The organism is Hyphomicrobium sp. MC8b, assembly GCF_905067615.1.
Classification (GTDB): Bacteria; Pseudomonadota; Alphaproteobacteria; order Rhizobiales; family Hyphomicrobiaceae; genus Hyphomicrobium_B.
The window spans coordinates 1,151,319-1,176,766 of the sequence record NZ_LR898465.1 but is presented as its reverse complement, the minus strand read 5'-3'; the positions used below and the strand labels follow the sequence as shown (position 1 = coordinate 1,176,766).

The following is a 25,448-nucleotide window of genomic DNA, read 5'->3' as shown; positions in this document are numbered from 1 at the left end:
CGCAGCAGGAATCTCCGAGATGTGTCACCGTGTCAACGCAACCTCATAAATACTCGTGAATATTCCGCAAACGAGAAATGGCGGATCACATATTTTTCAATGCCGCCAATTCATTAGTTTAAGCGGAGCGATATCACCACCTAAAATGCGCCTACGAACAAACGCTCAGGCTGAGAAATAGCACGAAATCTTGCCAATGAATTCAGCCTTTCCAACAGCCGGACCCTTACCGGATCGCAATCGAAAATCGCGTTCTTCTAATAATACCCGCAAACAATCCGTGTAGATACTAAAATACGAATTTGCATTGATGGCAAAAGAAAGAAATTACGGCCGGCATTCTTTGCAGCGATCTTGAAGGCTCTCACGGCATTCAAATTATTAAATTGTTGACTTTATCTGGGTCGCAGCCCGCCGCGAATTTTGGAGCCCAGCGTCCGCCATTAAATCTCTCCCACCATCCGGAAGATCGATATGCGAACGACGAAAATCGCCGATTAGTGTCGGCGCAGTGGAACTGCATCGCCAACCGCGGGTTCAGCCTTCGACTTGTGTAAGCTGGTTTCAAAAGCTACGTTCCCGCGGCTTTCAATCCACCCCGCAACATGATGAGTGGCCGTCTATGACGCTGAAATTACCTGATCTTCCTTATGCCTATGATGCTCTCGCGCCGTTCATGTCGGCCGAGACACTCGAGTTTCACCACGACAAGCATCACTTGGCGTATGTCGAAAATGGCAACAAGCTGCTTGCTGGCTCGAAGTACGAGGGCCAGTCGCTCGAAGATATCGTCAAGAACGCCTACGCCGATAAGGCCCAGGGCCTCATCAACAACGTTGGCCAGCACTATAACCATCTGCATTTCTGGCAGTGGATGAAGAAGGGCGGCGGCGGCAACAAGCTGCCCGGCAACGTCCAGAAGCTTGTCGACGGTTACGGCGGCTTCGACAAGGTGCGCAACGACTTCATCGAAGCCGGCAAGGGCCAGTTCGGCTCGGGCTGGGCTTGGCTTGCGGTGAAGGACGGCAAACTTGAAGTCGTCAAAACGCCGAACGGTGAAAATCCGCTGATGTACGGCTCCAAGCCGATCCTCGGCGTCGATGTCTGGGAGCACAGCTACTACATCGACTACCGCAACGCCCGTCCGAAGTACCTCGAAGCCTGGTTCGACAACCTCGTCAACTGGGAGCACGTCGAGGCTCTCGTCGGCTAAACGACACGTCGTCGAAACATTTGTTGGCGCCGGCATTGGCTCGTAATGCCGGCGCCTTTTTTTTTGCGCCTTTAAACTCCGCATTCGAACTGATGCGCTAGGGCCACTCGAACACCTGCTGAATCAGAGACTTGGCGTGGAAGCTCGCCGCACGCCGTTGCCGCCGCCTTGTCCGTGCCCTAAAACTCGTACAGTAGGCGGGGTATTACTGAGGGGCGGGGGATCCGAGTGTTCGTGCCGAGATTGCACGTTGCTGTCACGTTGATCTTCGCGCTCGTTCTCACCGGGTGCGCGACAATTATGACGCGCAACGGGATTTCCAGCGCCTCCCTCGCCGAAACTGCGGAAATTCCGGGCATGCCCGGCGTTCGCTTCTGGGGCGATGAAGTTCCAAAAGATCCTATCGCCGAAATCCGGCGGCGTACTGCGCACATGCCCAAGCTAGGTAAGCACGCGAGAACCGTAGCCGGCCGCAAAGTCGTCGATACGCTCGCTCTTTCAGGCGGCGGTTCCGACGGCGCATTCGGCGCGGGCGTCCTCGCCGGCTGGACGAAGCGCGGCGACCGTCCGGAATTCCAGGTGGTAACGGGCGTCAGCGCCGGGGCAATCATTGCGCCGTTCGCCTTTCTCGGACCGTCCGAAGACGAAAAGCTTCACGCCATCTGGACGCAATACAAACAGGATCAGGTCGCGACGCCAGAAATTCTGTCAGGTCTTTTCGGCGGCCCTGCTCTTTCGAGCACCGCTCCCCTGCAGAACCTCATCGCCCACTATGTCAATGAAAAATTTCTCGACCGGATCGCTGCGCAATACAAGCGCGGTCGCATTCTCTTGGTCCTGACGACGAACCTCGATGCCCAGCGCCCGGTTGTTTGGAACATGGGCGAAATCGCCCTCAAAAGATCTCCCCAGGCGATCGAGCTGTTTCGCAAGGTCATCTTGGCGTCCGCTGCTATTCCCGCCGCCTTCCCGCCGGTCAAAATTGAAGTCGTCGCCGACGGCAGAATGTATGACGAGTTGCACGTTGACGGGGGCACCACCCGCGAAGTCTTCATCAGCCCGGTCGATGCGCCCATCAAAGCTTTCGACGTTCTTTACGACCAGCCGCCGATCCGCCGGTACTTCATCATAAAGAACGGCAAAGCCACCCCGGACCAGGAAGTCGTAAAGCCGACGACGCTACAGATCGCCGGCCGCTCGATTTCAACGCTCATCAAGAGCCAGAACATGGGCGAGGTTTATCACATCTACCGCGTTGCGCTTGATGGTGGCGCCGATTTCAACTTCCTGGCTGTGCCGCCATCGTTCGATTACAAGACCAAAGAAATCTACGATCCTAAGTATCAGGCGGCTCTTTATGCCAAGGGCGTTCAGGTCGGCCGCAGCGGCATTTGGCTGAAACATCCGCCGGGTGTGGCTCCGATTGGAGTCGATGGTCAGCAGCCACGCCCCAGCCTGCCTGAGCCGCTGGCCGCAGGCAACGGCTGACCCGCATCAACCGACCGCAGCTAAAAAGCAAAAGGGCCGGCTTTCGCCAGCGCTTCCCATCGTCTGAACGAGGCCGTCGCTTAATCTTAAGCTCAGAACCAGCGCGGCTGCCACCAATGCAGCAGTGTCTTCACAGCGTCCGGCGCAACCAGATAGGCGATACCGACGATGGCAACGGCCGCCACAACCAACAGCAGGATCGCAAGGCTCACCGGCGCGCGATAGCTGAGACCCGTACCCGGAATGCCGAACGTCACCACCGGCCCCTGCTTCCCGACATTCAGCGTCGCGCCGTTGCCGCCGACACTGCTGCTGACGCCGGTCTTGCTGAGATTGATGCGAACGCCGGGAAGAATTGTAAATGTCTTGCGAAACCGGAAATAGCCCATCTCAGTCTCCTCGTCGGCGCCTGCCGGTTAAATCATCCAATTTACGCGCCACGGTACTCGCGTTTTGCGAATCTCCAAAAAAACCTAATGGCTCCAATTGTGACTTTCAACGGATTCGCTCCGCTGTCAGCCTTTACTGCCAAAAAGACCGGGAAAGACCTTCTTCGCGCTGTGCTTGAGCTGCCCCAACATCGTGCTGCGATCCTGTAAGCGCTCGTGTGCTGATTCGCGATCGAGGCCCTTGGCGTACTTCTTGACGTTGTCGCTATCGGCGGCGATGAGCTTTTTCCTCTCCTCCGCGGTAAGTGGCCCGACGCGCGACATCGGCGGCCGGATCAACGTCCGCTCGACCATCGACGGTTCGCCCTTGCCGCGCAGTAACGAGACCAGCGCTTCACCGACGCGGAGCTCCTGAATGGCGCGCTCGGTATCGATGCTCGGATTGGGCCGGAACGTCTCGGCAGCAGCGCGGATCGCTTTCTGCTCCCTCGGCGTGAAGGCGCGCAACGCGTGCTGAATTCGGTTGCCGAGCTGTGCCGAGACGCGATCGGGAACGTCGCTCGGGCTCTGCGTCACATAATAGACGCCGACGCCTTTCGAACGGATCAGCCGCGACACGCGTTCGACCTGTTCGAGCACCGCTTTCGGCGCGTCATTGAACAGTAAATGCGCTTCGTCGAACAGAAATACGAGCTTGGGCTTTTCGAGATCGCCCACCTCCGGCAGCTTCTCGAAAAGCTCGGTCAACAGCCAAAGCAGGAACGTAGCGTAAAGGCGCGGCGTGTTCATCAACTTTTCAGCCGCAAGCACGTTGACGATGCCGCGACCGTCCGCATCGACCTTCAGAAAATCCATGATGTCGAGCGCAGGCTCACCGAAAAACCGGTCGGCGCCTTGCTCTTCAAGAACAAGGAGACGGCGCTGGATAACGCCCACAGTTGCCGGCGCGACGTGCCCGTATTTGCTGCGCAACGTCGAGGCTTTCTTGCCCATCTCGTCGATGACCGCGCGCAGATCCTGCAGATCGAGGATCGTCATTTTCGCGTCACCGGCCGCGCGTTCGTCCTCCGCCCAGCGGAACGCGATATTGAGCACGCCTTCCTGTGGCTCGGTCAGCTCCATCAATCGCGAGAGCAACAACGGTCCCATTTCCTGCACGGCCGCGCGAACGGGATGCCCGTCTTTACCGAAGATGTCCCAGAACGCCGTCGGGAACGAAGTGTTGCCGTAGTTCGTCAGCCCGATTTCTTTCGCCCGCTCGACAAGCTTCGGCGCAGGCGTACCCTTTGCAGCGATCCCCGAAAGATCGCCCTTGATGTCGGAAGCAAAAACCGGAACGCCGGCCGCTGAGAAGCCTTCGGCCAGCACCTGAAGCGTAACGGTCTTGCCGGTGCCGGTCGCGCCCGTGATAAGACCGTGCCGGTTGGCCAGCGCAAGCTCGATACATTCCGCCGCCGGTTCGTGGCCTGACTTACTGACGCCAATGAGGATCAAGCCATCTTGGACATAGTCGCGAGGATCGGCGACCGCTTCGCCACTGTCCTCGGGCCCATGCTTGCCGGTCATAGTGCCTCCTCGCGTATCGAAACGGCCGACTCGCGCGGCGGCCATTCCTGCCGTGATGCCACGCCCGTCCAGCCGACGCAAACGTCAACCCAGCCTCGCCCCAGCGCGGCAATTCGGCCAAGCCACATGGCAATTTCAGGCTCGCACGAACTGCTTTAGGGGGTATACTGGAAAGATACCCTATCGATAACGCCCCTAATGATTTGGGAACCAAGTTGTATGACGACCCGGACGCAAGATTTGCATTTCGCCAAGGATTTTCCGGCCGCCAATATCGATGAATGGCGCGCCCTCGTCGAAAAAGCGCTGAAAGGCGCCGATTTCGAGAAACGGCTTGTCAGCCGTACGGCCGACGGTCTGAAGATCGAGCCGCTCTATACCCGCCGCGACGCGCTTCAAAGCACGGTAAACGAGCTGCCGGGCAAGCCCCCGCTCACCCGCGGCATGAAGCCCGCACGTGATGGCCTCGGCTGGGACATTCGCACCTTCCACATCGAGTCCGACCCGAAAGCGGCGAACAAGGCAATTCTGGAAGATCTCGAAGGCGGCGTGACTTCCGTCGCACTTCAGGTCGGCGGCAACGGGCTGCCCGCCACCAAGGACGCGTTCGCCGAGGCGCTCGCGGGCGTCCTGCTTGACGTTTGCCCCATCGTCCTTGTTGCCGGAGAAAATGTCTTCGACGCTGCCCTCGCGCTGATGGCAGAATGGGACGCAAAAGGCATTAAGCCTGCCGAACGCCAAGGCTCGTTCGGCGCCGATCCGCTCGGCACGCTGGCGATGACCGGCCGCTTGTCGGAACCGGTCGAGACGGCGCTCGCACGCGCCGTCGCGTTGATGAAGACGACGATGGCGTCACCGCGCGTTCAGGTCATGACGGCCGATGGCGTCCCGGCTCACGTCGCAGGCGCCAGCGAAGCCCAAGAGCTTGCGTTCATGCTGTCGGCGCTCGTTGCTTATTTGCGTGCAGCGGATATGGGCGGCATCGCTCCTGCCGAAGCACTCCCGAAAATCAACGTCGCGCTTGCAGCCGACATCGATGAATTCTCCACAATCGCAAAATTGCGCGCGGCGCGTCACCTGATCTGGCGCGTCGCGGACGCTTGCGGTGCAGGCGATGCGGCATCTGCCGTCACGCTCAATTGCCCGACGTCCTATCGCATCATGGCGAAGCGCGATCCGTGGACGAACATCCTGCGCACGACGATCGCCTGCGCAGGCGCGGCTCTCGGTGGCGCCGACGCCATCGTCGTGCTGCCCTTCACGTTCGCACTTGGCAAGCCCGATGCATTCGCGCGCCGCGTCGCGCGCAACATCCAGATCGTCTGCCAGGAAGAAAGCCACCTCGGCCGCGTCAATGACCCGGCAGGCGGTTCCTGGTACGTCGAGAACCTGACCGACGACATGACGAAGAAAGCCTGGGAAATCTTCCAGGATATCGAAGCCCGCGGGGGCCTTCTCGCCTGCCTACAATCGGGCTTCGTGCAAGAAATGATCGCAAAAACGGCAGAGACGCGCGCCAAGTCGGTCGCAACGATCCGGCAGGAATTGACCGGTGTGAATGCGTTTCCGCTGCTCGGCGACGATGGCGTTCATGCCGATCCGTGGCCCGCAGCTTCTGCGCCCGCCGCGAATGCCGCCGTCGAGATCGCACCCCTGAAACCGCATCGCCTCGGCGAAGCGTTCGAAGCGCTGCGCGACGCGGCGGACGCACACGGCGGCTTCAACATCTTCCTCGCCAGCATGGGCGAGATCGTCGATCACAACATCCGCACGACGTGGACGAAAAACTACCTCGCGGCGGGTGGCATCGCGACGCTCGTCAGCGACGGCTACAAGACGCCCGAGGCTGCAGCCGAAGCCTTCCGTAAATCCGGAGCGACCGCCGCGTGCATCTGTTCGTCCGATGCGGTCAATGCCGCGCTTTCAGAACCGACGGCAAAAGCTCTGAAAGCCGCAGGCGCCAAACTCGTGCTCATGGCCGGTCGGCCGGGCGACAACGAGGCAGCGCTCAAGGCCGCCGGCGTCGATCAGTTCCTGTTTGCCGGGGCCGATGCGGTCGCCACGCTGAAAGGCCTGCAAGACAAATTGGCCTAAGCGAAAAGCCAAGGAAACGACGAGACGTGGATTCAAAAGTAGAAGCCGCTCGCAAAGCGGCAATCCGTCGAAAATTGCATTTGCGCCGCTATAGGTATGTCAGCCTCTCGCGCCGCCTTTGGCTTCGCCGCTGCGTCTTCCTTCTCGGCGCCGTCTGCATCGGCCTTGCCGCGGTCGGCTTTGCTAAGCTCGCCGACGCGGCGCAGGACCTCTACTACCGGATGCTGCACACCTCGCCGTGGCTACCGCTGATCCTATCGCCCATCGGCTTTGCCGTGCTCGCCTACATCACCGCGCGCTGGTTCCCGGCGTCTTCGGGAAGCGGTATTCCGCAGGTCATCGCCGCGCGGCGGAGCAAGATCGTCGCCTTTCGGAAGCGCATTCTCGGCTGGCCGACGATGGTCGCAAAGATCATCATGACGACGATTGCGCTGATCTTCGGTGCGTCTGTCGGACGCGAAGGCCCGACTGTCCAGGTCGGTGCTTCGGTCATGTATGCGGTTGCCGGTTATGCCGGTATCGGACGACACAACGGCTTGGTCCTCGCAGGCTCGGCGGCCGGCATCGCCGCGGCGTTCAACGCGCCCATCGCCGGTATTCTCTTCGCTATCGAGGAGGTTGCCAAATCTTATGCCGGCCGCATCAACGAACTCGTCATCGCCTCTGTCGCGATCGCTGGCGGCGTGAGCTGGTTCATCCTCGGAAATTACGCATATTTCGGTGTGGTCTCGGCCAATATGGCGCATGCCGCCGACTGGTCCGCCATCCCGATCTGCGCACTGCTGGGCGGCCTCATGGGCGGCTTCTTTTCGCGCTCGCTCGTCGTACTTGTGCGCAAGCCGCCATCTTTCATCGCGACGCTCCGCCGTCGCCCTGCCGTCTTCGCCGCCGTCTGCGGCCTCATCGTCGCGGTGCTCAGCATTGCAACGGGCGGATATGCCTCCGGCAACGGCTATATGGAAACGCATGCCGGACTGGTGGACGGCAATCACATTCCCTTCTGGTATGGGCCGTGCAAGCTCATCACGACGCTTCTGTCGTCGGCGAGCGGCATTCCCGGCGGTCTCTTTTCGCCGTCGCTTGCCGTCGGCGCCGGATTGGGCTCGATGGTCACGCCGATCTTCTCGTTCGTCGAACCGCGCGCCCTGATGCTGATGATGACCGTCGGCTACTTTGCCGCCGTCGTGCAATCGCCGCTCACCGCCGTCGTGATCGTGATGGAAATGACGAGCGACCGGAACATGGTCATCCCGCTGATGGCGACCTCGCTGCTCGCTGCAGGCATTTCGCGCCTTATCCAGCGCGAGCCGCTCTATCACGCGCTATCGCACGGCTTCAATCCGCTGCCATCTGAACTGAAGAAATAGAACGGGAGGGGCCTCCTGCCCCTCCTTTCAGCATCCGCAGAAGATTCCGATGCACGACCTTTCGGTCTTTGCGCATTTCGAAATCAGCGGTTCCATCGACTGCCCGGGGATGCCGATCTGAAAATCCTTGTTGTCAGCACCGGCTTTTTCATCGGCACCCGCCTGCCGCGGCTGATCGACGGCAGCCGTCTTAGTCGGCGGCGCTTCGTGGCCCAACACTATTCGATGCCGCGGGAGCCGACGTTCACTTTGCTTTTTTTTTGAGCCAGGGACGACATCGGTGGAGCTTCTTCCGCGGAGTCGATCACCATACCGAGACCCATCGCCGGCTGATATTTTTTCGTAAGCCGTTCGCGCCCCTCAGACGCCGCGACCTTCCGTTCGGCTTTGCGCCGCTTGTGCGCTGTTTCTGCCGTCTTAGCGGGATAGCCGGTGATAATCTTCACAGGGTCCGCAACCGTCGTCGGGCGCCCGTTCGGATCGGGAACAGCCGGAACCTGCGGTTCTGCTGGCGCCTCTGAAATACTCGCCGTAACAACCGGCCGGGTGACGATAACTGGCGCCGGTTTCTCAGGCGCAGCGGCAGCCATTTGCTGGTCGGGCTTGCGCACTTCGATCTGTTGCGCGTCCGCCGGCTTCGCATCGCCATTCAATGCAAATTTAGCGCTTAACTCCTCTGCCGCAATCCGCGCCGTAGGAGGATTCTGCGCGGCAAACGCCTGCATCGCCAAAACGAACTCGCTGAAATTGACGACCGGAACGAACTCCGGAACCTTGATCGACTGCGCACGCTGCTGCGCCGGCGGTATCGCATCGGCAGCATCGGCCGCGCCGCCGGATCCTAATCTGGTTGGTGCGGAAAATGAGGACGCAGCGACGGCGCCCAGAACCACTGCAACTGCCTTAAATCTCACGACGCACACCCCACGCGATACTCGATGGGACTGCTCGTCGACGCCGGCCCGCACCGGTGCCGCGGCACCCTTCAAAACACACACACGGGCAAGGTAGCTTCGTACTCTAACCCCCCGTGCCCCAACGACTAATGAAACGCTAACAAAGGCAGGAGAATGGCACGCGCGATGCTCTGTCAGAGCCCAATAGCAGCACTGCGCAAACCTATTCGCGGCCCGACACAGCAAGCACGGCCATGACGCCGAGGATCGGCAGCGAGGCGAGCACCGATGCCGCAGGCACCGCATATTCGTTGCCGCCTTCGGTCAACGGCGACAGCAGAGCCTGAGTGTCTGGAAAAGCCGCGGCCAGCACAGTCGCGGCAGTGACGATAGCAGCTCCGGCAGCTCCAACAGCGACAGCAGACATGACACTCCTCCCATCTCAAAATTGCTCCGGCCATGGCAGGCCGATGCGTGGGAGAATGAACGCGGCGCCAAACTCTCGCTGTTACCGGAGTGACAAACCGACAGCGCCGCCGCCGCGAAAGCGAACGACGCGCTTCGGCCGGTAAGAGCAGCCGGGCTAGTTGTCGAGCTTTTCGATTTTCGCCGCGAGATCCGGCACCACCGTCATCCGGTAGTGAACACCCTTACACGCAACGATCCAGACTTTGGCGTTAGGCTTCGATGCGTCGTTGTCCAGTCGCGCGCTGTCGGGATGATCGCACGCAAAGCCCTGCGTACGAAGCTGCGCGGCCAGAAGATCCATCGGCGGCTCGAGCCCGCTCTCGGCAATGGCGCTTGAAGCCGACAATCCGGCCGCGATCGCCGAAGCCATGAAGATGATTGAGTTGCGCATAGGACGTTTCCAGGAAATGACGGCAGATATTACGACGAAACGCGACCGATATCCGTCGGGACCACAGTTCGAGGTAAACAATATACTGCTCATTCCTCGATTTTTATTTCGCTCGGACGATGGAGCGACGCGACAAGGGTATACGAAATCAACATTAAGAGGAACCACGAACCGAGCTTTCCGGCGCTCACAAGTTGCCAGCCGTGCCGCTGGTTGGGATAAGCCCACGCAGCCGTAAACGTCCCGATATTCTCGGCAAACCAGATGAAAAGCGCCACCAGAAATAGCCCGAGCAACAGCGGCATGCTGCGGTGCGTCTTCCAGATCCTATAATAGACCGTGCACGGCCCGATGAGCACGACGGCGGCCGCAAAGAGAATGACCCGAAAATCCCAGACGTAATGGTGAGCAAAAAAGTTCGCATAAATGGCGACGCTTAGAATGCCCAGCACCCAGACCGGCGGGTGCCGCGTGAAACGGAAATCGAAAAGCCGCCAGCAGCGTGCGATATAGGATCCGACCGCCGCATACATGAAGCCGGTGAAGAGCGGCACGCCCGCAATGCGAAGCAGGCTCGCCTCGGGATAGATCCACGATCCGACCGACGTCTTGAAGATTTCCATCACCGTCCCGACGGCGTGAAACACGACGATGACTTTCGCTTCCTCGAGCGTCTCAAGTTTGAAAAGCAGCATTGCCAATTGGATCAGGACAGCCGCGATAACGAGAAAATCGTATCGCGCCAGCGCCGCCCCTTTCGGATAGAAAAAATGCGTCGCGATCAGCAGCGCGAGAAGCAAAGCTCCGAACAGACAGGCCCACGCCTGCTTTACACCGAAGCGGACGAACTCGTAGGCAAAGTGAGAAAGCCGCCCGTGTGCTTCCGCCGCCTCACCAATCCGCGCTTCCCAATCGATGAAGCGCGCAAGCGGCGGCCACTGTCGGGCTGCACTTCGCTGCGAAGCATCCCCGGAAACTTTGCGTTGCATATTGCACCCTGAAACTGGCGCCCCTTTGCGCATCATGCCGAGGTTTATGGCTTTATGAGCCCCGCGCAGGCCACTTGCAGCATCGACGTGGAAGCATCGAGTTTCCACACGGTCATCCCGTCCCTTCCCTAGGCGCAGCCCGATATGCCAAATGATCGCGACGCAAGGAGATCGCCTTTGACTGCCCCGACGAGCCCACCCCCTGCACCGAGCCATTCGCTGCTACGCCTGATGCTGATGGGTCTGCTGAGCGGCATCATCTCGGCTTTCGTCGCAGCATCCGCACTCGTCATCCTGGCCGATCCCCGCGTCTTCGGAACAGGGAACGCCGGAGCAGCCGTCAAGGACTTCGGCAACGACATGCCGACGACCCTGCTGGCAGCCTTCATCTGGTTCCTACCCGTGGGGATATTTATTTTCCCACCCGCGGCGAAATTTCTCGGCGCAGCCTCCAGTACCGGAACTCTTCGCCTGCTGAAATTCGTTGCGCTGGCGGCCATCCTCTGGTGCCTTCTGGCGGAGGCGATTTACCTCGTCCTGACGCCGCTAGCACCTGCCCCGCCGGGCGCCCAGAGCGCCGATCTGATCCGCGCCGCACTAAGCGGAGTTTTTTTCGCCGTCGTTTACGATCTGCTTCTCCGCCGAAGGGACTACCTCCTGGACCGCAAACCTCGCTAAACCTTTCCCCGCCCCAAGTTTTGCCGTACCTTGCGGCGGACGATAACCACTTTTGACCGGATCACCGACCCGCATGACTTCGATTCCGAATTTTGCTCAGATTCCCCTTGATCCGGAGACGCCGGTCAAATCCGCTTCGGCGGCCGAGGCCCCGAGCGCTCCCGTGTGGGAAACGCCGGAAGGCATCCCGGTGAAGCCGGTCTTCACCGATGCCGATACGGCCGGGCTCGACTTCATCGACGGCCTGCCGGGTATCGCGCCCTACGTGCGCGGCCCCTATCCGGCGATGTATGCGCTCCAGCCCTGGACGATCCGTCAGTACGCCGGCTTCTCGACGGCAGAAGATTCGAACGCCTTCTATCGCCGCAACATCGCGGCCGGCCAGAAGGGCCTCTCGATCGCCTTCGACCTGGCGACCCACCGCGGCTATGATTCCGACCACCCGCGCGTGAAGGGTGACGTCGGCATGGCGGGCGTCGCCATCGATTCGATCTACGACATGCGCGTGCTGTTCGACGGCATTCCGCTCCAGGACATGACCGTCTCGATGACGATGAACGGCGCCGTGCTGCCTGTGCTGGCGCTTTTCATCGTTGCGGGCGAAGAACAGGGCGTACCGCCACAGAAACTCGCCGGAACCATTCAGAACGACATTCTGAAAGAGTTCATGGTGCGTAACACCTACATCTATCCGCCCGCACCTTCGATGCGCATCGTCTCGGACATCTTCGCCTACACGTCCGCGAACATGCCGAAATTCAACTCGATCTCGATTTCCGGCTATCACATGCAGGAAGCGGGCGCGACCGCCGACCTCGAACTCGGCTACACGATCGCTGACGGCATCGAATACGCCCGCGCTGGCGTTGCAGCAGGCCTGGACATCGACGCCTTTGCCCCGCGCCTGTCGTTCTTCTGGGCGATCGGCATGAACTACTTCATGGAGATCGCCAAGATGCGCGCCGCGCGTCTGCTCTGGGCGAAGCTCATCAAGGAAGAGTTCAAACCGAAAGACCAGCGCTCGCTGTCGTTGCGCACGCACTCGCAGACGTCGGGCTGGTCGCTCACTGCGCAGGACATTTTCAACAACGCGACGCGAACCTGCCTCGAAGCCATGGCCGCCACGCAAGGCCATACGCAGTCGCTGCACACGAACGGCCTCGATGAAGCCATCGCGCTGCCGACCGACTTTTCCGCCCGCATCGCGCGCAACACGCAGCTCCTCTTGCAGCAGGAAAGCGGAACCTGCCGCACCATCGACCCGTGGGGCGGCAGCCATTACGTCGAACGCCTGACGTACGAACTCGCGAAAAAAGCGATGTCGCACATCCAGGAAGTCGAAGAACAGGGCGGCATGGCGAAGGCCATCGCAGCAGGCATTCCGAAGCTGCGCATCGAAGAAGCCGCCGCCCGGACGCAGGCTCGGATCGACAGCGGCCGCCAGACGATCACCGGTGTCAACAAGTATCAGATCAAGGGCGACAAGGAGATCAACTTCCTCAAAGTTGACAACCACGCCGTCCGCGAAGCCCAGCTTGCGAAGCTCGAACGCCTGCGCGGCGAGCGCAACGAGGCCGAAGTGCAAGCTGCGCTCAACGATTTGACCGAAGGCGCCAAAGGCAACGCCAACCTGCTCGATCTCGCCGTAAAGGCCGCGCGTAAGAAGGCGACCGTCGGCGAAATCTCCTATGCGCTGGAGAAAGTGTTCTCGCGCCACAAGGCCGAAATTCGCGCCATCAGCGGTGTCTACAAAAAGGAAGCGGCGATGAATCCGAGCCTTGAGCGCGTCAAGAAGCTCGTCGAGCAGTTCGACAAGAATGACGGCCGCCGCCCGCGCATCCTGATCGCCAAGCTCGGCCAGGACGGCCACGACCGCGGCCAGAAAGTTATCGCTTCCGCGTTCGCCGACCTCGGCTTCGATGTCGATATCGGACCGCTGTTTGCGACCGCCGACGAAGCCGCGCGCCAGGCCGTCGAAAACGACGTGCACGTTGTCGGCGTCTCGACCATGACGGCGGGCCATCTCACGCTCGTGCCGGAACTGAAAGCAGCGCTCGACAAGGAAGGCCGCGGCGACATCATGATCGTCGTCGGCGGCGTCATTCCCCCGTCAGACTACGAAGCGCTCTATGCGGCAGGCGCCAAGGCCGTCTTCGGTCCTGGCACCAACATCCCCGAAGCCGCCGCCGACCTCGTTGAAAAACTCAACGCGCAGTTGGGCTACGTGGACAAGCAAGCGGCGGAATAAATCCCCCGCTATTCAATTCAATTTCGCGAAAGGTACCGATCATGGCTTTCGACCAGATCAAGCTCGAAATCGAGCAGCTGCTGACCGACATGCAGAACCAGCCACAAGACAGCCACGAAATTTATCTGTCGGTGATGGAGAAGCTCAATCAGCTCAAGGCGACGGGCATGCCGCTGCCCGAAGATCTGGTGAAGCTTGAACAGGAACTTGAAAAAGAATTCGCAGAAGAGCAGCGCGAAGGCGAGTGAGGACACTTGCGCCGGGTATGGCCCGCTTATAGCCGCTCAAGTACGGCACTAAGTTTGTCCCGGACAGTTTCGGCAATCTCAGGTAAGACTGGATTGCCGACACGGGCCATAGCAGCAGCGGGATTAACCGCTGCGACTTCGACGTCGCCATCCGCACGCTCCTGAACGATGACGTTGCATGGAAGCATGACGCCGATCTTATCCTCGGCCAGCAACGCGCGATACGCGAGCTGCGGATTGCAAGCTCCCAGGATTCGATAGGGCCGCCACTCTGCATCGATTTTCGACTTCAACGTCGCACTGACGTCGATGTCGCTGAGAATGCCGAACCCTTCATCCTTGAGCGCCGATATCACTTTCGTAACCACCTCGGCGAAAGGAATCTGCAACGTCTTCGCGATGTAATAATCCATTCGTGCAATCCGAACTTAGATCATGCAGCAGCCGATACCAAGCAGTGCGTCGGCCTTCTTCTTCTGATCGTCGCTCAAAGCATTGTAGAGCGCCTCAACCGACGGCCGAACGGCCTTTAAGTTCTGCACCATATTTTCCATCGCCTTGGTGCGGGCGTCCAAACGATCAAGCGCACTTCCTGAGTGCATGACCTTCATCATTTCCGTGCGCGTTTCCTGCATGCTGGCCACACGCGCCTTCACGGCTTTTGCGTAGTCGTCCCATGCTGCCGTCTGCTCAGCGGTGATGCCAAGCTCGGCCCTCATGTACGCAAGGCGGCCTTCCATCATCGGGCCCATGTCATTCATCATGCCACGGCCCATCATCATGCCGTGGCCCATCATGCCCATGCCAGACTGACCCATCATACCGGGGCCCATGCCTTGGCCGCCCATCATACCTTGGCCCATCATCGGCATTTGCGGCTGACCGTCTTGGGCAGGAGCAACGCCGACTCCAAGACCTATTGTGCCGATAAGCGCTCCAGCAAGAACACGCAAATTCTGCTTCATGGCCACTCTCCTTCCCGGCTTGTTCTCAACCAGGAACGGAATCCGTTTTCTTGGCCCTGCGCGCGTTGATGGGCGTCAAGTGTTACAGATTTTTATTACGTCTCGAATGTCGCGACGGCGCGATGGAGCCGACGCCGGCCTTCAACACAAAAAAAAGCCATGGCCGACGCAAGCGTCAGCCACGGCACCCAATGTTATCGAAAAAAAAGCCTAGTACTTCCTGAGCCGAAAGAAAGCCGTGCCGGCTTCGCCAGCCAAGCTGACATCGCCAGTGCGCCCCGAGACGGTGATCCGGATTCGGCCGCCGGTATTATACTGCTCGTTGAAGAAGCTGCCGACATAGCTATTGGCACCGACCTTCGTCAGCTGAGCCGTCTGATCGACTTTCGCCGAGGATGTGGCGCACGAAGCCGACATCTCATAGCTGCGCGCGCCAGTCTTCGCAAAATGCGCACGGCACCGCGCTTTCTCTTTCGTGCCCGACGAGAAATTGATGTTCCCGTTTCCGGCCCACGTCCCAACCAGCATTGCAGATTCGGCGCGTGCTTCGGCGACAACCATACCGAGCCCTAACGCACCAGCGAGCGTCACGGCAAATACCGAAGCGCGGCGCGCTTTTGAAAGGTGGCTCTGGATCATTCCAATACTCCGTTGAAACCGGCCGCCCCACGAAATATAGCGCACCGTGTCAAATGTTGCAGCCGGGTGCAGGTAGGCATCGTTTGGAAAATCGTCAATTGCCGTAAACACCAAACTGGGCGTTCACCAGACCGCGCTCCGCCGACACGAACGCCGCTTCCACCGCCGCAAATTCATCAAATCTGAAGTCAACCGCCGCTAGAGTGATGACAGACATGTGAAGGCCGTCCAGCCCTCGCTCACCATTTGGTTGCGGCATTCCTACCGGCCGAACTTGTCGTTTAAGAAAAAGCATGCTCAGCAGGAGGCATGAAGACCCTCCCGGAATCCTTCCGCCCCTTCGATGCCCGCATGCTGGACGTCGGCGATGGTCATTGGATCTACATCGAGGAAGTCGGCCGGAAGGGCGGCCGGCCGATCGCATTTCTGCATGGAGGCCCCGGCAGCGGCTCGCAGGTGCTGCACCGCACGCTATTCGACCCCGCCCGCGATCATGTCTTCCTGATCGACCAGCGCGGCGCCGGACGCAGCCACCCCTACCTCTCCTGCAAGGCCAACACGACAGCCCATATCGTTGCCGATCTCGAAGCCGTTCGCGCTCATTTTGCCATCGACCGCTGGATGCTCGTCGGCGGCTCTTGGGGATCGACGCTGGCGCTCGCCTATGCCGAACGGCACCCGGAACGCGTAATGGCTCTCGTACTGCGGGCGCTGTTTCTCGGCACCGACGAAGAAGTTCGCTGGGCCTTCGTCGACGGGCCGCAGATTTTCCGCCCCGAACTATTCGAAGCCTATTGTAATCGTCTTCCGCCGGAGGAGCGGGCCAACCCGCTGGCCGCTTACGTCAAACGCCTGACCGGCCCCGACGGCGCTGAGAGAACGCGCGCCGCTCACGCCTGGAACGCCTACGAGCGCGCCCTCTCGGAACTCCAGCCAAAACACGCCGTCATTCCAGAAACGGTCGCTGATGGCGCCCGCCTGCCGCCGACGCCGATCGTCGAAGCACACTACATCGCGAACAGCTTTTTTCTTCAGCCCGGCGAGTTGCTGGCCAACGCTCATCGCTTGCGCGACATTCCGGGCGTCATTGTGCAGGGTCGCTACGACCTTCTGTGCCCGCCGAAGGTCGCTCACGCCATAGCGTCCGTCTGGCCCGCCGCGCGCCTGGAGATCATCGACCACGCCGGGCACTCGATGACAGAGCCCGGCGTGATGGAAGCCATGCGCCGCGCCATTTCCGATCTCTCGGCTGGTTAATTTCCACTTGTGGCCTTCCGCGTCGTGGAGACACAGTCGATCGTTAATTAACGATCGCGCTTGACTTCACAGCCGAACATCGTCACTAGCTCACGCATTGCTCTCCGATGGCGCTCGGGTCCTCGTGCCACTTGAAAGCGGTTCAATCACCGCGCTCGACCCTGCATTGAGATCAATCCTTATAGACAAGGCCGCACCCCGAAAGCGCCGGTGTGGGCCATGGGACGAACCTCCGGCACCAGATGTGTGCGCGGGGCTCGAAGCCCTTGGGACTTTTTCACTTTGACCACTGAAACTTTTGAGGCATTCGGCTTTGCTGAACCTCTCGCGCGTGCTCTGACGCAGTGCGGATACACGACGCCCACACCGATTCAGGTGCAGGCGCTTCCGCCGCAGCTCGAAGGCCGCGACCTGCTCGGCATGGCCGAGACGGGATCGGGCAAGACCGCAACATTCCTTCTGCCGCTTCTGAACAAGTTCGCAGCGAACCCGTCCGACCCGCAATGGAAGCAGGTCTCGGCGCTGATCCTCGCGCCGACGCGTGAACTTGCGGTCCAGATCGACCAGGAAGTCGCCAAGCTCTCGCGCAACATGAACCTGCGCCGCGCCGTCGTCCTCGGTGGCGTCAGCAAAGGTCCGCAGATCAACGCGCTGAAGCGGGGCGTTCACATCCTTGTGGCGACGCCGGGCCGCCTACTCGACCACGTCAACATGCGAAGCTGTGATCTCTCCGGCGTGCAGACGCTCGTCATCGACGAAGCCGACCGCATGTTCGACATGGGCTTCGTCCGCGACATCAAGAAGATCGTTTCGCTCATCCCGCAGAAGCGGCGCACCGCGCTCTTCTCTGCCACGATGCCCGACGAGATTAAGAAGTTCGCCTACGACATCCTCCACGAACCTTATCGCATCGATCTCTCTTCCAAGAAGATCGTTGTCGATCGCATCGACCAGAAGGTCATGATCGTGAAGGCGACAGAGAAGCAAAGCCGCCTGCACACCATTCTGAACGACGATGGCGCCAGCCGCGTCATCGTCTTCACCCGTACGAAGCGTGGTGCGGATCGCGTTGCTGGACGTCTTGGCATGGCAGGCATCAGCGCCTCCGCTTTCCACGGCAACAAGGCTCAGAACGCTCGCCAGCGCGCGCTCAATGATTTCACGATGGGCCACATCCGTGTGCTCGTTGCGACCGATATTGCGGCACGCGGCATCGACGTCTCGAACATCACGCATGTCATCAACTTCGACATGCCTCTCGATCCCGAGACATATGTTCATCGTGTTGGCCGCACGGCCCGCAAGGGCACGAACGGCATCGCGATTTCCCTGTGCGATCCGTCCGAACGCCAGGAAGTCCGCGCCATCGAGCGCATGATGAAGCAGCCGCTCGAAGTCATCGACGATGTTGGTGGCGAAGTCCTGCCGCCGCTGCCGCGCAATCATCAGTCGAACGACGGTGAAGGCGGTCGCCGCGAAGCCAATCGGAGCGGTCGTGGCGGCGAGCATCGTCAGCGCGACGGCGCCCCTCGCGGAGACCGCCAAGCCCATCGCGGCAATCGCGACCGCGGCCGTGACCGCCCCGCCTACCAGGGCGAAGGCCGTGAAGGCCGCCCCGAACGCCCCGCAGTGTTCGGCGTCACCGATCGCGAACGCCCAGCGCGTCCGGAACGTTCAGAGCGTCCTGCTCACCACGAACGTCCGGAGCGGCCCGCACGCTCCGAACGTCACGAACGGTCGGATCGCCAAGAGCGTTCGGCTCGCCCGGAACGTCAAGAACGCCCGCAGCGCCATCGGGACGACAGCCGTCCGCGTGACCGCGATCAGCTGAACGCACGTTCGCATGGCAGCAACGACCATTCGGCTAACGCAGAGCGTCGCGAACACAAGCCGAGCGACCATCATCGCCCGAAAGATCACCGAGGCGAACTCCGCGCCGATCACCGCGGCGAGAACGGTCACGATCATCGCCATGGACCGCGCCATGCCGAAGGCCGCCACCGCAACGAAGCCAACGTTGGCAATCGCGAGGCCGGTCATGGATCGAAAAAACCGCAACGCGACGGCGAGAGCCGCCGGTCGTGGGGCAATGACGGCGGCGCGCCGAAGTTCATGAAGCGCCGCGACGACGATCGCAACCGCGCCCGTCCGGCCCGCTGAGCCTTCACACGGTGCGATCAGCTCACTGATCGAAACAGTATCGAGCCCGGCCATAAAAATGGCCGGGCTTTTTTACGGCCCGGCCAAAGTCGAAACGAAGGGAGTAAGAGCAGACGCCTTAGCCCTTCTTGTCGGGCTCGGCAGGAGCCTGCTCCGGTCCGCCGTCATTGTCGTCGTTGTCCTGCATCCGCGGACCATCATGCGAGCCGGGGCCCATCATACCGGGCCCCATGTGCGGGCCATGACCGAACCAGCCATGATCGCGGCCGCCCGGACCCCAGCCTTCGGCGAAGCGGTGACCGCGCGGGCCATGACCTAAGCCGGGGCTCAGTTCGCGGACCAGCGGACGAAGGACTTCTTTCTGCTCATCCGACAGCGATGCATAGAACGGCGAGAAGGCCGTCGAGAACGCCTTCATGCGGTCGGCGCGTTCGCCCATCCGCTTGCTCATCATTTCGAAGCGCGTAGCGAGATCGGGACGCTTGTGTTCGGCTTCATCCTTGCCGCCCTTGGCGTGCTCGGCTTTCCACTCTTCGCGCTTCTTCTGCCATTTCTCGATGCGGGCTTCGCGCGCCTTGAACGCGTCGCGAACCTGCGTTTCAACCGGCGCCCAGAGCTTTTCCTGATCCGGCGTAAGTTGCAGCGCCGTCTTCACCATCGCCAGGCGGCCGTCCTCAAGACGTGACCGGGTCTCAGGCGACATCATGCGCCATCCGGCATGGTCGGCCGTCTTAGCGATAGCAACGGTTGCAGGGACTGCTGCGACAGCGGCAATCGCAATCCAGGTGCCACGCGATAAAGTCTTCATGGACATCTCCTTAGGGCCGGGGAAGGCATTTAGGGGGATCGTTGCCCGGCCATCGGAGATAAAAACGCAACTATCTTCGCGATCCGTCGCCGTTTGCGGCTGACATCGCGAGAATGAATAAAGATGAACGAATTCAGGCAGAAAGCGGGCATGAACAAAGCCCACCCGTAGATGCCAATGACGCCTTGCGCCGAAGCGTTCAGTTCGTCCCGTTGATAATCGCCAGCGACGTGGGATCAATAGCCGCCGCGCGGCGCCGCGCCCCCGCAACGTTGCCTGACTTCTGCGGATCGGCAGGTCTCATGGTCGACGACAGGCTGCCGCGCAAAGCACTGGATGAGGGCTGCGCATAGACCACGCGATTGCGTCCGGCGTAGCAACCCGCGATGCAGATCACGAGATCTTCGTTCGGGCGCGCAGCCAGGATCTGCTTGACGAGCGGGCTGTCGGTTCCGGGCAGCGAGCGCAAGCTCGCGCCGTCTTCAGGCACGCTGTTGAGATTGCCGGGCTTCGGCACGTAAGAGTCCGGCCCTGCGGGATCGAATTGATCGCCGTCCGCCGTCGAATTTTCAACATCGGCGCTTTCCGCGAATGCCGCCGACACCGGCAGGACAACGAATACGGAAAGGAGAGCGGCGAATCCGATTGACCGCGACGAGCTACGCATAACGGCAGGCTCCAGAACTGAACGAATTGGAAAAGAATGTGCCGTACCGAAGTTAAAGAAACGCTTAAGACATTCTCATGCGCCACGGCTTACGGCGCGATCGTCACCTGGAACGACCGGCTGACCGTCTCCCCGCTAGCAAGCTTTGCAGTAACGGCGAAACTGTCCGTGCCGTCCGTGCCATCCCGCGCCGTGTAGTAAATGCCTGTGCCTATCGCGGTCTTTCCGATGCAAGTGCCTTTCGCCGAATATTCAATCGTCGTCTGTTGGCCGGGAACGAAAGCCAGATCGCCCTTGGCCGGCGGCTGCGTAATCGCGATCTCGGGCGCGGCCAACTGCTCGCACTTGTCGCCGAGGCCCGCAAAAATGAAAACACGGGCACGCCGTCCAGGCACGACCGGAGCCGACCGTACTGCCACATCCGTCGGCGGGGTGCTGGTGGGAGACTGCAGCGTCGCCATGTTGGCCCCCTGCCCCGAACAACCGCCGACGCACGCAGCGATCACCGCCAAAAGCGCGACCGGCAGCCGACACCAGCGCACGCCGCCCGCACAATATTCGTCAGCACTCTGGTTGCCCAAACGCATCATCTGTTCCGGCGTCTCCGATTCTGTCGTCGAACTGTAATCCCCGGCTCCTAAACGCCCCTCGGTAAAGTTCGTTGGGGGTCACTCGAAATGTCTCGTCTGTTGAGTAGCGCGGCACACACCGCGCTTGTTGCTGTTCTCGTGTCCTATCTTCCTGCGCCTTCTGTCCATGCTGCCGATATCGTCGTCAACAGCGGCGATACCAACACAACCGCTCAGACACTCAAAAACCAGGACACACTCACCATTCAGGGTGGAGGAACCCTCGACGTTTCCGCAACTGCGATCAAGCTCAAGGATGATTCCGCAGCGCCGGGGATCGTGATCGACAACTTCGGCACCCTAAAATCCGGAAACCGCGGCGTCGATACGAGCGGTAGCAGCACCATCCGGACGTTCACCTTCAACAACGAAAAGGGCGCGACCGTCGACACGTTTGATGACGGCATCCGCATCGATACAGACGTCACCGACGGAAAAGTAACAATCAACAACGCTGGAACCATCACCTCGCAAACCGGCCAGGCGATTGATCTCGACTCGATTTCGACCAATGGCGCCACGATCAACAATTATGCGACCGGTGTAATTAGCACCCAGGATTCCGACGCCATCCGCGCCGGAGGAAACGGCACAGTCAACAACTGGGGCAAGATCATCTCTAACGCTGCCGCGCCGGATGACTCCAAGGACGGTATCGATTTTCAAGACCACGCGGGCACGGTCAATAACTACGCGGGCGGCGTCATCTCAGGTGCGCGCCACGGCATCACCAGCGACGTTGACGTGAACGTCTACAACGAAGCCGGCGCCAGCATCACCGGCCGCAACGGCTCCGGCGTCGGCTCCGACGGCAACGGCACGGTCCTGAACTACGGCACCATCACCGGCACTATCGACGACGTCTCAGAGAACGGCGATGGCGACGGCGTCGATATCGACTTTAAAGCCAACATCACCAACTACGGCACAATCCAGGGCACGGGCGCGAAGGGTGAAAAAGACGGCTCGCCGAACACCAGCGAAGGCATCGCGGCGGGCGGTGGCACCATCATCAACGGCTCGGCCAATGCCGTCATCAGCGGCAAGGACAACGCCATTCTGATCGATGACAGCAATGCGAGCGACGCCCCGTACGCGACCCAGATCACCAACCTCGGCACCATCCGCGGCGAAGACGGCTTCGGCATCCGCATCATCGGCACTCAAAACGATACCATTCAGAACGCCGGCCTGATCGAGGGCGCGAACGGCGAAGCGGTCAATCTCGGCGGCGGCGACGATACGCTGATCGTCAACACGGGCGGCAAGTTCATCGGCCTTGTCGATGGCGGCGCCGGAACCGACACGGTCGATCTCGACGGCACCGGCACCTTTGCGGGCGGCGTCAACTTCGAAATCCTTGACGTCAAAGGCGACTGGACGCTGACTGGCACGCAAAGCTACGGCAACGGCGCGACACTTGAATCGGGCAAGCTCAGCGTCGATGGCACGCTCGACGCCGACTTGACCACGAAGGCCGGAACGATCCTCGCCGGCAACGGCACCATCGGGTCGGCGTCCATCTTCGGCACCATCGCGCCTGGCCATTCGATCGGCACGTTGACCTTCACGGGCGATTATCAGCAGCAAGCCGGTTCGACTTACGAAGTCGAACTCGACAGCACTGGTAAATCCGATCTCATCACCGTCGACGGCGCCGCGACGCTCGCTGGCTCCGTCGTCGTGAAGCCCGCTTCGGGCCAGTATAAGCTCGGAACGCAATACACGATCCTGACGGCGCAGACCGGCATTACTGGTGGCTACACGAGCGCGACGGACTCGATGCCCTTCATCGACTTCGCGCTCGCCTCCGACGCCAACAACATCTATCTCGACGTTACGCGCAGCAACGTGACGTTCCAATCGGTTGCCACCACATCGAACCAACGCAAGGTTGCCGCTGCGATCGACAGGCTCGGCTCGAACAGCGCCGTTTTGAATTCCGTCGCGAACGCCACCAACGAAGAGGCAGCCCGCAGAGCCTTCAACAGCCTGTCCGGCGAGATCTACGCCTCCGCAAACGGCATCATGCTCAAAGACAGCCGCTTCCTACGTGACGCCGTAATGGACCGTGTCAGAAACGATCTGGAAGACAAATCTCGCGGCGGTCTCTGGGGACAAGCGTTCGGCTCGCAAGGCACGTATAGCGGCGACAGCAACGCCGCAGGTGTCGACCGCACCATTGGCGGTGTCTTCGTCGGCGTCGATACCAAAGCCGGAAGCTTCGGCAGCATCGGCATCGCCGCTGGCTACAGCCACGCTTCCCTCGATGACGATGGCCGCAACTCATCGCAAGAGCGCGATGACGCCCACTTCGCCCTCTATGGCGGCGGTCGCTGGGGTGCCCTCGGCGTGCGTTGGGGTGCGGGCTACACTTGGGCCGATCTCGATACCAAGCGCCGCTTCGATCTTGGCGGAACGACCGACGAAGCGCGCAGCAATCAGACCGCTGGCACGGCGCAGGTCTTCGGCGAACTCGGCTATCACATCGGCCTGGCAGGCGTCGATTTCGAACCGTTCGCCGGCATCGCCTACGTCAACCTCAACACCGACGATTTCCATGAAGCTGGCAGCGACGCGGCCCTCAAGGGCTTCGGCGACAACCAGGACCTGCCGACGACGACACTCGGCCTCCGAGCCGCAACCAACGTCATCATGCAAAGCGGCACGATCTTGACGACACACGGCATGGTTGGTTGGCGGCATGCGCTCGACGACGTCGACACAAGCCAGACGCTCGCCTTCTCCGGCGGCTCACCGTTCTCGATCGAAGGCGTACCGATTGCGCGAGATACGTTGATGCTAGGCGCTGGCCTCGACGTCAATTTCTCGCCGGATCTCAGCGTCGGCCTCTCCTACAGCGGCGAGATCGGCGACGACGTCCAGGACCACGGCGTCAAAGGCAACCTGTCGTGGAAATTCTGATGCCCCTTGTGGCACGTCGTGCAAGAAAAAAATATGACGGGCACCTCCAAGGTATGATCGCTTAAAGAGGTGCCCGGCCACCAGGCCTGTTGTTTGTGAAGACAAGCGCGGACGGCAGATCGTATCTGCCAGAAAAATCCTAAAAAGCCTGTAACCGCGGAAACTGACGCGGCTGCCAACGCCAAAAATTTTTGCTGTCGTCGTCAATCCTTCTTCACGTCGCGATTTGAAAAGCGCGCATTGCCGAGCCCGGTGCCGATCGTCAAAACCGCCCAGCGCTGCCGGTCCTGCATGCGCGGCAGCTCGCTGAGGCCCTGCACCACCGCATCGTTGTGCATGACCACCATCGTCTCCGATCCGCCGATCTCGGGGATCGCTGCCTTGATGGCGCTCGGAAGATGGAAGCCGCGAGCCTCCCAATTCCCCGGAAGGTTCTGGCCGCCGCGGTCGATCGAGCCATCTTCGCGGATAATTCCGGGGCAGCCGATCCCGATCACCGGCGCCAGCGCAAACTTCTCTTTCTCGTTCCAGCGAATTTGCCCTTCGAGCATTTTGACGAGATGGGCAACCGCCTCGGTCCGATTGGTTTCCGCATCCGCGTGACACCAGATCTCCGAGCCGGCCACTTTACTCTTCATGAGATCAGAAGATTTCTTGAGGTTGAGTTGTACGGTCCCGGCGCGAATGTTGGTGCCGCCAATATCGACCGCCAACATCGTGTCGTGCCCTTTGAGCATCCAAGCCGGCAGCAGATGCGCTGCCCCGATGAGGCCGGCATCGTCCGGATCGTTGTGGATCATCTCGATGTCGACAGCGATATTCTCGGCTTTCAGCAGCAGCCCGGTCCGACCGGCCACAAGCTCTCCGATCCGGCTGCCACTAAAGCCGCCGCCGACGACGATGGCTTCCGTGTCCCGCCACTCCTGGGTTTGCAGAAAGCGGCGAATGATTTTCGCAAACTGCTGAGAAAACTCTTCGACGGCGCTCTGAACGAGACCCGCAGCCTCCGGATCGCCTTCCTCGAGTTCCGCGACAAGGTCATCCTTCTTGAGCTTGTCCGTGCTCTTGTTTCCGAAGGGATCCTCACCGGCGTCTTTCAGCGGCTTGCGCCATTTTTCGACGATTTCCCAGAACGCGCTCTTACTCGCCTTGTCGCCGATGAAGCCATCGCCGTCCCGGATTTCGATGTTGTAGCTGTCGACCGTTACGCTCGGCAAAACGGCGGCGCCATGGGTCGGAAGATCGGATCGAGAAGATATCGGTTTGTCCATCGGCACAACGACGCCGGATGAGGGAAATTGGTTCCCCCTGGAACCAACGAATGTCGGCGCGACTTGCACTAAGCAAAGCGGTGAAAGGGAAA

The 25,448-nt window shown here is 60.6% G+C and carries 24 protein-coding genes; 10 read left to right on the top strand and 14 right to left on the bottom strand.

All coding sequences use genetic code 11. From position 1 onward, the window contains the following. Positions 1-622: 622 nt before the first annotated feature. Together ACLB1Z_RS05695 and ACLB1Z_RS05690 are read left to right on the top strand one after the other, a co-directional pair. On the top strand, positions 623-1,213 hold the full coding sequence (locus ACLB1Z_RS05695; protein ID WP_409562441.1) for a superoxide dismutase: 591 nt from the start codon (positions 623-625) through the stop codon (positions 1,211-1,213). Positions 1,214-1,447: 234 nt separating this feature from the next. Next, positions 1,448-2,701 carry a patatin-like phospholipase family protein gene (locus ACLB1Z_RS05690; RefSeq protein WP_409562440.1) on the top strand — a complete coding sequence of 418 codons (1,254 nt, stop codon included), beginning with the start codon at positions 1,448-1,450 and terminating at the stop codon, positions 2,699-2,701. 92 nt (positions 2,702-2,793) lie between these two features. Here ACLB1Z_RS05690 and ACLB1Z_RS05685 read toward each other — a convergent pair whose 3' ends face one another. Beyond that, positions 2,794-3,090 (bottom strand): DUF4236 domain-containing protein, encoded by a 297-nt coding sequence (locus ACLB1Z_RS05685; protein ID WP_409562439.1) that lies wholly within the window; start codon positions 3,088-3,090, stop codon positions 2,794-2,796. Between the two features lie 126 nt (positions 3,091-3,216). Beyond that, on the bottom strand, positions 3,217-4,656 hold the full coding sequence (locus tag ACLB1Z_RS05680) for a helicase HerA-like domain-containing protein (protein ID WP_409562438.1): 1,440 nt from the start codon (positions 4,654-4,656) through the stop codon (positions 3,217-3,219). A gap of 219 nt (positions 4,657-4,875) precedes the next feature. Between ACLB1Z_RS05680 and ACLB1Z_RS05675 the strand changes: the two genes are divergently transcribed. Both ACLB1Z_RS05675 and ACLB1Z_RS05670 read left to right on the top strand, forming a co-directional pair. Continuing rightward, complete coding sequence (locus ACLB1Z_RS05675; protein WP_409562437.1) at positions 4,876-6,750, top strand: methylmalonyl-CoA mutase family protein; 1,875 nt, start codon at positions 4,876-4,878, stop codon at positions 6,748-6,750. Positions 6,751-6,776: 26 nt separating this feature from the next. After that, positions 6,777-8,117 (top strand): chloride channel protein, encoded by a 1,341-nt coding sequence (locus ACLB1Z_RS05670; protein WP_409562436.1) that lies wholly within the window; start codon positions 6,777-6,779, stop codon positions 8,115-8,117. Positions 8,118-8,335: 218 nt separating this feature from the next. Here ACLB1Z_RS05670 and ACLB1Z_RS05665 read toward each other — a convergent pair whose 3' ends face one another. The 4 genes from ACLB1Z_RS05665 to ACLB1Z_RS05650 all read right to left on the bottom strand — a co-directional run bounded on the left by ACLB1Z_RS05665 (position 8,336) and on the right by ACLB1Z_RS05650 (position 10,861). Next, a complete protein-coding gene (locus ACLB1Z_RS05665) occupies positions 8,336-9,031 on the bottom strand; it encodes a hypothetical protein (RefSeq protein ID WP_409562435.1) in 696 nt (231 codons plus the stop codon). A 205-nt stretch (positions 9,032-9,236) separates the two neighbouring features. Beyond that, on the bottom strand, positions 9,237-9,440 hold the full coding sequence (locus tag ACLB1Z_RS05660; protein ID WP_013946523.1) for a hypothetical protein: 204 nt from the start codon (positions 9,438-9,440) through the stop codon (positions 9,237-9,239). 156 nt (positions 9,441-9,596) lie between these two features. After that, positions 9,597-9,872, bottom strand: a complete 276-nt coding sequence (locus ACLB1Z_RS05655) for a hypothetical protein (RefSeq protein ID WP_409562434.1) — start codon at positions 9,870-9,872, stop codon at positions 9,597-9,599. A gap of 89 nt (positions 9,873-9,961) precedes the next feature. Beyond that, on the bottom strand, positions 9,962-10,861 hold the full coding sequence (locus tag ACLB1Z_RS05650) for a DUF817 domain-containing protein (RefSeq protein ID WP_409562433.1): 900 nt from the start codon (positions 10,859-10,861) through the stop codon (positions 9,962-9,964). A gap of 177 nt (positions 10,862-11,038) precedes the next feature. Here ACLB1Z_RS05650 and ACLB1Z_RS05645 point away from each other — a divergent pair, with 177 nt between their 5' ends. The 3 genes from ACLB1Z_RS05645 to ACLB1Z_RS05635 all read left to right on the top strand — a co-directional run bounded on the left by ACLB1Z_RS05645 (position 11,039) and on the right by ACLB1Z_RS05635 (position 14,035). After that, positions 11,039-11,539 carry a hypothetical protein gene (locus ACLB1Z_RS05645; RefSeq protein ID WP_409562432.1) on the top strand — a complete coding sequence of 167 codons (501 nt, stop codon included), beginning with the start codon at positions 11,039-11,041 and terminating at the stop codon, positions 11,537-11,539. A gap of 73 nt (positions 11,540-11,612) precedes the next feature. Beyond that, positions 11,613-13,787: a methylmalonyl-CoA mutase gene (gene scpA / locus ACLB1Z_RS05640; RefSeq protein ID WP_409562431.1), complete on the top strand. Its 2,175-nt coding sequence runs from the start codon at positions 11,613-11,615 to the stop codon at positions 13,785-13,787. A 41-nt stretch (positions 13,788-13,828) separates the two neighbouring features. Continuing rightward, the gene (locus ACLB1Z_RS05635) at positions 13,829-14,035 is read left to right on the top strand and encodes a hypothetical protein (RefSeq protein ID WP_409562430.1); all 207 of its coding nucleotides are present in this window, start codon (positions 13,829-13,831) and stop codon (positions 14,033-14,035) included. 26 nt (positions 14,036-14,061) lie between these two features. On the opposite strand, the gene ACLB1Z_RS05630 is transcribed toward ACLB1Z_RS05635, so the two are convergent. The 4 genes from ACLB1Z_RS05630 to ACLB1Z_RS05615 form a co-directional block, all read right to left on the bottom strand. Beyond that, positions 14,062-14,448 carry a DUF302 domain-containing protein gene (locus tag ACLB1Z_RS05630; RefSeq protein ID WP_409562429.1) on the bottom strand — a complete coding sequence of 129 codons (387 nt, stop codon included), beginning with the start codon at positions 14,446-14,448 and terminating at the stop codon, positions 14,062-14,064. Between the two features lie 15 nt (positions 14,449-14,463). Continuing rightward, positions 14,464-15,000, bottom strand: coding sequence for a Spy/CpxP family protein refolding chaperone (locus ACLB1Z_RS05625; protein ID WP_409562428.1), 537 nt, complete (start codon positions 14,998-15,000; stop codon positions 14,464-14,466). A gap of 210 nt (positions 15,001-15,210) precedes the next feature. Then, complete coding sequence (locus ACLB1Z_RS05620; protein WP_409562427.1) at positions 15,211-15,639, bottom strand: hypothetical protein; 429 nt, start codon at positions 15,637-15,639, stop codon at positions 15,211-15,213. A gap of 94 nt (positions 15,640-15,733) precedes the next feature. Beyond that, entirely contained in the window at positions 15,734-15,856 is a 123-nt protein-coding gene (locus ACLB1Z_RS05615) for a hypothetical protein (protein ID WP_409562426.1), read from the bottom strand. A 92-nt stretch (positions 15,857-15,948) separates the two neighbouring features. Between ACLB1Z_RS05615 and pip the strand changes: the two genes are divergently transcribed. Continuing rightward, entirely contained in the window at positions 15,949-16,896 is a 948-nt protein-coding gene (gene pip, locus ACLB1Z_RS05610) for a prolyl aminopeptidase (protein WP_409562425.1), read from the top strand. 282 nt (positions 16,897-17,178) lie between these two features. Further along, entirely contained in the window at positions 17,179-19,056 is a 1,878-nt protein-coding gene (locus tag ACLB1Z_RS05605) for a DEAD/DEAH box helicase (protein ID WP_409562424.1), read from the top strand. A gap of 118 nt (positions 19,057-19,174) precedes the next feature. On the opposite strand, the gene ACLB1Z_RS05600 is transcribed toward ACLB1Z_RS05605, so the two are convergent. The 3 genes from ACLB1Z_RS05600 to ACLB1Z_RS05590 form a co-directional block, all read right to left on the bottom strand. Continuing rightward, a complete protein-coding gene (locus ACLB1Z_RS05600; RefSeq protein ID WP_409562423.1) occupies positions 19,175-19,864 on the bottom strand; it encodes a Spy/CpxP family protein refolding chaperone in 690 nt (229 codons plus the stop codon). A gap of 199 nt (positions 19,865-20,063) precedes the next feature. After that, entirely contained in the window at positions 20,064-20,531 is a 468-nt protein-coding gene (locus ACLB1Z_RS05595; RefSeq protein WP_409562422.1) for a hypothetical protein, read from the bottom strand. A gap of 89 nt (positions 20,532-20,620) precedes the next feature. After that, complete coding sequence (locus ACLB1Z_RS05590) at positions 20,621-21,121, bottom strand: hypothetical protein (RefSeq protein WP_409562421.1); 501 nt, start codon at positions 21,119-21,121, stop codon at positions 20,621-20,623. 87 nt (positions 21,122-21,208) lie between these two features. Here ACLB1Z_RS05590 and ACLB1Z_RS05585 point away from each other — a divergent pair, with 87 nt between their 5' ends. Further along, entirely contained in the window at positions 21,209-24,085 is a 2,877-nt protein-coding gene (locus ACLB1Z_RS05585) for an autotransporter domain-containing protein (RefSeq protein ID WP_409562420.1), read from the top strand. A gap of 203 nt (positions 24,086-24,288) precedes the next feature. Here ACLB1Z_RS05585 and ACLB1Z_RS05580 read toward each other — a convergent pair whose 3' ends face one another. Then, positions 24,289-25,356: an ROK family protein gene (locus tag ACLB1Z_RS05580; RefSeq protein WP_409562419.1), complete on the bottom strand. Its 1,068-nt coding sequence runs from the start codon at positions 25,354-25,356 to the stop codon at positions 24,289-24,291. Between the last annotated feature and the right edge of the window lie 92 nt (positions 25,357-25,448).

Bases quoted from the DNA above. Each gene is read 5' to 3' on its own strand.
- ACLB1Z_RS05695 (WP_409562441.1), top strand. From the start codon at position 623: ATGACGCTGAAATTACCTGATCTTCCTTATGCCTATGATGCTCTCGCG.
- ACLB1Z_RS05685 (WP_409562439.1), bottom strand. From the start codon at position 3,090: ATGGGCTATTTCCGGTTTCGCAAGACATTTACAATTCTTCCCGGCGTT.
- ACLB1Z_RS05680 (WP_409562438.1), bottom strand. From the start codon at position 4,656: ATGACCGGCAAGCATGGGCCCGAGGACAGTGGCGAAGCGGTCGCCGAT.
- ACLB1Z_RS05675 (WP_409562437.1), top strand. From the start codon at position 4,876: ATGACGACCCGGACGCAAGATTTGCATTTCGCCAAGGATTTTCCGGCC.
- ACLB1Z_RS05660 (WP_013946523.1), bottom strand. From the start codon at position 9,440: ATGTCTGCTGTCGCTGTTGGAGCTGCCGGAGCTGCTATCGTCACTGCC.
- ACLB1Z_RS05655 (WP_409562434.1), bottom strand. From the start codon at position 9,872: ATGCGCAACTCAATCATCTTCATGGCTTCGGCGATCGCGGCCGGATTG.
- ACLB1Z_RS05650 (WP_409562433.1), bottom strand. From the start codon at position 10,861: ATGCAACGCAAAGTTTCCGGGGATGCTTCGCAGCGAAGTGCAGCCCGA.
- scpA (WP_409562431.1), top strand. From the start codon at position 11,613: ATGACTTCGATTCCGAATTTTGCTCAGATTCCCCTTGATCCGGAGACG.
- ACLB1Z_RS05635 (WP_409562430.1), top strand. From the start codon at position 13,829: ATGGCTTTCGACCAGATCAAGCTCGAAATCGAGCAGCTGCTGACCGAC.
- ACLB1Z_RS05630 (WP_409562429.1), bottom strand. From the start codon at position 14,448: ATGGATTATTACATCGCGAAGACGTTGCAGATTCCTTTCGCCGAGGTG.
- ACLB1Z_RS05625 (WP_409562428.1), bottom strand. From the start codon at position 15,000: ATGAAGCAGAATTTGCGTGTTCTTGCTGGAGCGCTTATCGGCACAATA.
- ACLB1Z_RS05620 (WP_409562427.1), bottom strand. From the start codon at position 15,639: ATGATCCAGAGCCACCTTTCAAAAGCGCGCCGCGCTTCGGTATTTGCC.
- ACLB1Z_RS05615 (WP_409562426.1), bottom strand. From the start codon at position 15,856: ATGTCTGTCATCACTCTAGCGGCGGTTGACTTCAGATTTGATGAATTT.
- pip (WP_409562425.1), top strand. From the start codon at position 15,949: ATGAAGACCCTCCCGGAATCCTTCCGCCCCTTCGATGCCCGCATGCTG.
- ACLB1Z_RS05600 (WP_409562423.1), bottom strand. From the start codon at position 19,864: ATGAAGACTTTATCGCGTGGCACCTGGATTGCGATTGCCGCTGTCGCA.
- ACLB1Z_RS05595 (WP_409562422.1), bottom strand. From the start codon at position 20,531: ATGCGTAGCTCGTCGCGGTCAATCGGATTCGCCGCTCTCCTTTCCGTA.
- ACLB1Z_RS05590 (WP_409562421.1), bottom strand. From the start codon at position 21,121: ATGATGCGTTTGGGCAACCAGAGTGCTGACGAATATTGTGCGGGCGGC.
- ACLB1Z_RS05585 (WP_409562420.1), top strand. From the start codon at position 21,209: ATGTCTCGTCTGTTGAGTAGCGCGGCACACACCGCGCTTGTTGCTGTT.
- ACLB1Z_RS05580 (WP_409562419.1), bottom strand. From the start codon at position 25,356: ATGGACAAACCGATATCTTCTCGATCCGATCTTCCGACCCATGGCGCC.